Consider the following 4,382-nt stretch of genomic DNA (forward strand, 5'->3'; position numbering starts at 1 on the left):
ACACCGACGACAAACTAGGCCCGCATTATTAGTTTTTTCGTAAAGCTCAATCCACTTTAAACGTTGTTTAATTTCTTTGTTCATAGCGTCATAGTATATTGAAACGATCTCTATGAATCACACAACTAACACAAAATAAATAGCCCCTTCAGTAAAATTTAACCATTAAAGAACTACCATTCTTTACTGGTTAAATTTTTCAAACTGGGGATAATTTAATCTTTGTAAAAAGTAAAAACCACCCCAAAAAAGCTTGTACCGCAGCTATTAGGTATTTAAATAGTTATAATTTTCTGATCATTTGTTTAATGCACATATCCACGCTTGGCATCTTTAGTATTGTGCAAAAAAAAGTACTTTACTGAAAATTAACTTATATGAGGTCAACAACCTACGAACTTTATACTACTTCTCTAATTTATTAATAACATCAGAGAGTTCTAAGAGTGTAGGCTTTCCACCATAATAATTGGTATCTATGTGATAGCTATTACCCACCCAAAAAGGCGCTTTAGTTGAGTTATGTCCATGTATTGAAAAGTCGACTCCATGACTTTTAACTACCTGATCTTGTTTAACTACTTCGCGATCCCACAATAAAGATTGCACAATTAGCGATTTATCATCAGGGTAATTTTCCCAATCCCACGATTGTGCAAATGTATGAGACAACCCAATTTTACAACCACGATACTCAAGTACTATTGAAAGCGGTTTAGTTAGTAACTCATCGCACATAACACTGAGCTTTTCACTTGATACCGACTTGTGCCAATTGCCACCATTGTCAGTCCATAATTTAAAAGCCGCTTTATCATTACTTAATAATGATTCCAACATTAAATGCTCATGATTACCTAATATCATACATGCCCTAATGGCTTGTAAGTATGTAAATAAGTCATATGTTTTATCCCCGCGATCAACAAAATCGCCTAGGCAAAACAAAGTATCTCTTTCAGGATTAAAATTTACGTTATTAAGTGCGTTTTTTAAGGCCGGTAAATCACCATCAAGATCGCCAATTACAAATACTCGGCACTCATCATTAATAAATATGGCTTGTTTTGAAGATACAGCCTGAATAGCGTTAATACCTATATCCAAAATAGACTCCTATAGAATGCAATCTAAAACTTAGATTAATACTTGAGTTTATAAAGCCTTAAGGTAACACAATATAGTTGATAATTAATGAAGGTAATAAGATTTGATTGAAACTAAAAATGCATGACAGAGGACCTTAGCTACAACCTAAATAATTAATGTAAGTAGTGTTTTTAGCCTAAATTAAAAGCTGCTTAGCAAAATACCTGACGAGTTATTTGCCAGTTACCCGCACAAATTTTTCTGCTAGTTCGTCCAAAGTTTCACGCTTATTCGGATCGGGCTTTATGCAGTCAATAGGGCAAACACTTACGCAAGTAGGTTTATCATAATGCCCTACACACTCTGTACATTTGTTTGCATCTATTTGGTATATTTTAGCGCCCATATAAATAGCCTCATTAGGGCATTCTGGGTCACACATATCGCAGTTAATGCACTTACTATTTATGAGTAAAGCCACTAATAAGCCCCTTCAATTAAAATCATTATTAAACATATACATAGATTTAAATGAAATGTTTTTTGACTGCTTTTCATACAAGTGTAGTTCAATAAAAAACCTTTATTTTTTATTTAATCGTAGCACACATTCGTAACACACCATTTTATTTTTAGGTGTAAATTACAGCCGCGAATTATGCCTATTTTTCTCTGTTGCTTTGTTGATCTCAATCAATAAAAATCGCCGCGAGGCCTTTATTTATATAGGTTATAACAAAGTGAAGTACTCTTTATCAACGCTTAACAAAGCTCAATATACGAAAGCAAAACTAGAATGGAACCAGCTCAAACCGCCATTTTCTATGCAGCACATAAATCGGTGTGCTACGCTGGCTCAACACATCATATTTTTTGAAGAAAAAAGCACTTATAAACAAGGCTTTAAACCTAGTAGGACTAAAAGGTTATCGAAATACGAAGCGCAACACCATATTCGACTAATTTTCACCAAGTCTGGCGCTGCTATTTTCTACTCTAACTTCCCTAAATCATCTGGCATAGCTAATACCAAGTTAGGTGAAGCACCTGAATTAACAATAGCAAAAGCGCGTAAGCTCACTGCTCAAATGCAGGAGGGAGTTTTAAACAACCACACTGTCAAAACAGTTTTTGATACTTACGAGAAAAGCCTAATTGAGCGCCATAACAACGCACCCACCAAGTTTGCAGCTTCATCGCTCAGAACATACCAATGTAGAATAAAAAAGCTTAGGCATCATTTTCCGCTTAAGCGTGCATTCCAGTCTCTTACAGCAGGAGAGTTAGAAAAAATTGTAGATTTAATTATCATGGCAGAGTCCAATAACCAAGCAATCGAGCTTTTTGCACAAATTAGAAGAGTATGGCGATTTGCTAAAAACAAATTTAACTCAGGTAAAAACCCAGCAGCTGATATCGATGACTTTTACGTATCTGACCGTGTAGAAAGCCCTCGTCCTTGCCAAGTTTATACAGACTTAGATTCGATAGCTGAATTATGGATAAACCTCGCAGCAGCCCCTAATGTACATCAGAAAAATGCTGCTCGATTTATGATATTAACAGGCATACGCCCTATCAATATTCCACAAATGAAGTGGGAGTGGCTCAATAGTACCGACTTCCCAACATTAATTACCTTTCCGGCATCTGTTGTTGGGGTTCGTGGAGAAATGAAAAACCAAAAAGAATATAAGCTGCCCTTAACCAAAGCCATGCGCGCCATTATTTTAGAGCAAAGAGCCTGGATGGAAAATGCGCTCCCTAACTGTAACCCTGTTCACATATTTCTTCAGCCTCGCGATCTTAACAAACCATTTGCTAAAAGGTCGCTGGACAAAATCATCAAAGATTACTCCCCTGTTGATGCAGTAAAAGGAGATAAAAGAAACATTGTTATGAAAGGATCTGCGGGAGCATTTTGCACAATGTGCCGAAGCTTTTTTAAATCCAACGCAAAAGCGATTATGGTTGCCAACGGCTATCATTTTAAACACGCAGAGGAACTCACCAGACTCGCGCTGCATCACCTCAGAAAAGAGGACGATCCAAACGGCTTGAATTATGATAAATCTGAAGAGCTATTTGGCACTTCAACAAAGCTCAAATTTAATGTATTCAAAATTCATGAAGCCAGTATTTTAAAAAGAGCGAAAGAACTCGAAAGCCAACAACTCAGACTTACAGGTATGCAAAGTAAACAAGCTAAAAACCTAAGAGAAAATAACGATAAAAAAGCCTTGAGAGATAGAATTAAAGCTCATTTAGTTCACAAAGGCAGTTATGTAAACTTCATTAATCAGCCACTTGGTGATACGGGCAGAGTAGCAAAAGATTTGATCTTAACCGAAGAAGGAAGAGCTGTCGTTGAGAGATATTTAAGTGACCAAGCCAAAGCAAAAAATAATTAAAAAAAGTTTAATTTGGACTTACCAAAGTTTTTGTTAAAAAAATTAATTTCATATCATTGCCTTATTAGAGCGATACCTCATCAATTATTTGATGATTTTAACTTTTTTAAGGTTTTTATATTAATGGCAACATCAGTATTAAATTCAGTAAAACCATGTGAGGTCACGATTAAAAGTCGTGACCTTTGCATGGCTGAATTTAATGCATTTAAGCCACCGTACAATGACGAGTCAATGGAAGAGCTAGCCAGTCTTGCGACTATTATATTGGCGCAAGAAAAAGGAAGAAGACTTTCAAAGTATCAGCTTAAAGATCAAATAAGAATTGTATTCCAGCATGATGGCATTATTAAATTTTTTACTCATTTTAAAAAAGAACATGGCATAAAAAACACAAAGATTGGTGACTCTAATGTTATGAGTTTTTCGGCAGCGAAATTAAGAGCGACCGAAATATACAAAAATAACACTTCTGATTACACATTCGAATTTGTAGTATGTAAACAAATAGAAAACTTACAGGCAATAAATAAACATAGCCCTAGCAAGTTAGCTGAAACCACAGTAACAACTTACAGCTCTTACCTTAATGCAATTCAAAATGCCTTTGGCAAAGATATGTTATTTCAGACTATTACGCCTGAGATAATAGAAACCACGCTTGACCAACTACTAACAGAAAAAAGTGGTCCGCATGTGGCTAAGCTATTCGAGCAAATGAGAAAGCTGTGGGTGTTCGCAAAAAATAAATATAATAATGGCACTAATCCATTCCTAGAAGTAGATAAAAATTATATATCTTCTCGAACGGCGAAGCCTATTCCTTGTAAGGCATATACTGATATATCTCTAATTTCTCAGCTATACATAAACCTAAAAACA

At 35.5% G+C, this 4,382-nt stretch carries 3 protein-coding genes and 1 pseudogene; 2 read left to right on the forward strand and 2 right to left on the reverse strand.

Annotated features, from left to right (window positions below; translation table 11 throughout):
• Positions 1-405: 405 nt before the first annotated feature.
• A complete protein-coding gene (locus H5072_RS12635) occupies positions 406-1,107 on the reverse strand; it encodes a metallophosphoesterase (protein ID WP_182693715.1) in 702 nt (233 codons plus the stop codon).
• Between the two features lie 214 nt (positions 1,108-1,321).
• Positions 1,322-1,570, reverse strand: coding sequence for a YfhL family 4Fe-4S dicluster ferredoxin (locus tag H5072_RS12640; protein ID WP_024595039.1), 249 nt, complete (start codon positions 1,568-1,570; stop codon positions 1,322-1,324).
• A 259-nt stretch (positions 1,571-1,829) separates the two neighbouring features.
• Between H5072_RS12640 and H5072_RS12645 the strand changes: the two genes are divergently transcribed.
• Both H5072_RS12645 and H5072_RS12650 read left to right on the forward strand, forming a co-directional pair.
• Complete coding sequence (locus tag H5072_RS12645) at positions 1,830-3,500, forward strand: hypothetical protein (RefSeq protein WP_182693716.1); 1,671 nt, start codon at positions 1,830-1,832, stop codon at positions 3,498-3,500.
• Between the two features lie 123 nt (positions 3,501-3,623).
• A pseudogene (locus tag H5072_RS12650) lies at positions 3,624-4,382 on the forward strand (hypothetical protein); the annotation flags it as partial.

This window comes from Pseudoalteromonas sp. SR45-5, from assembly GCF_014163565.1.
GTDB classification, from domain to species: Bacteria; Pseudomonadota; Gammaproteobacteria; order Enterobacterales; family Alteromonadaceae; genus Pseudoalteromonas; species Pseudoalteromonas distincta.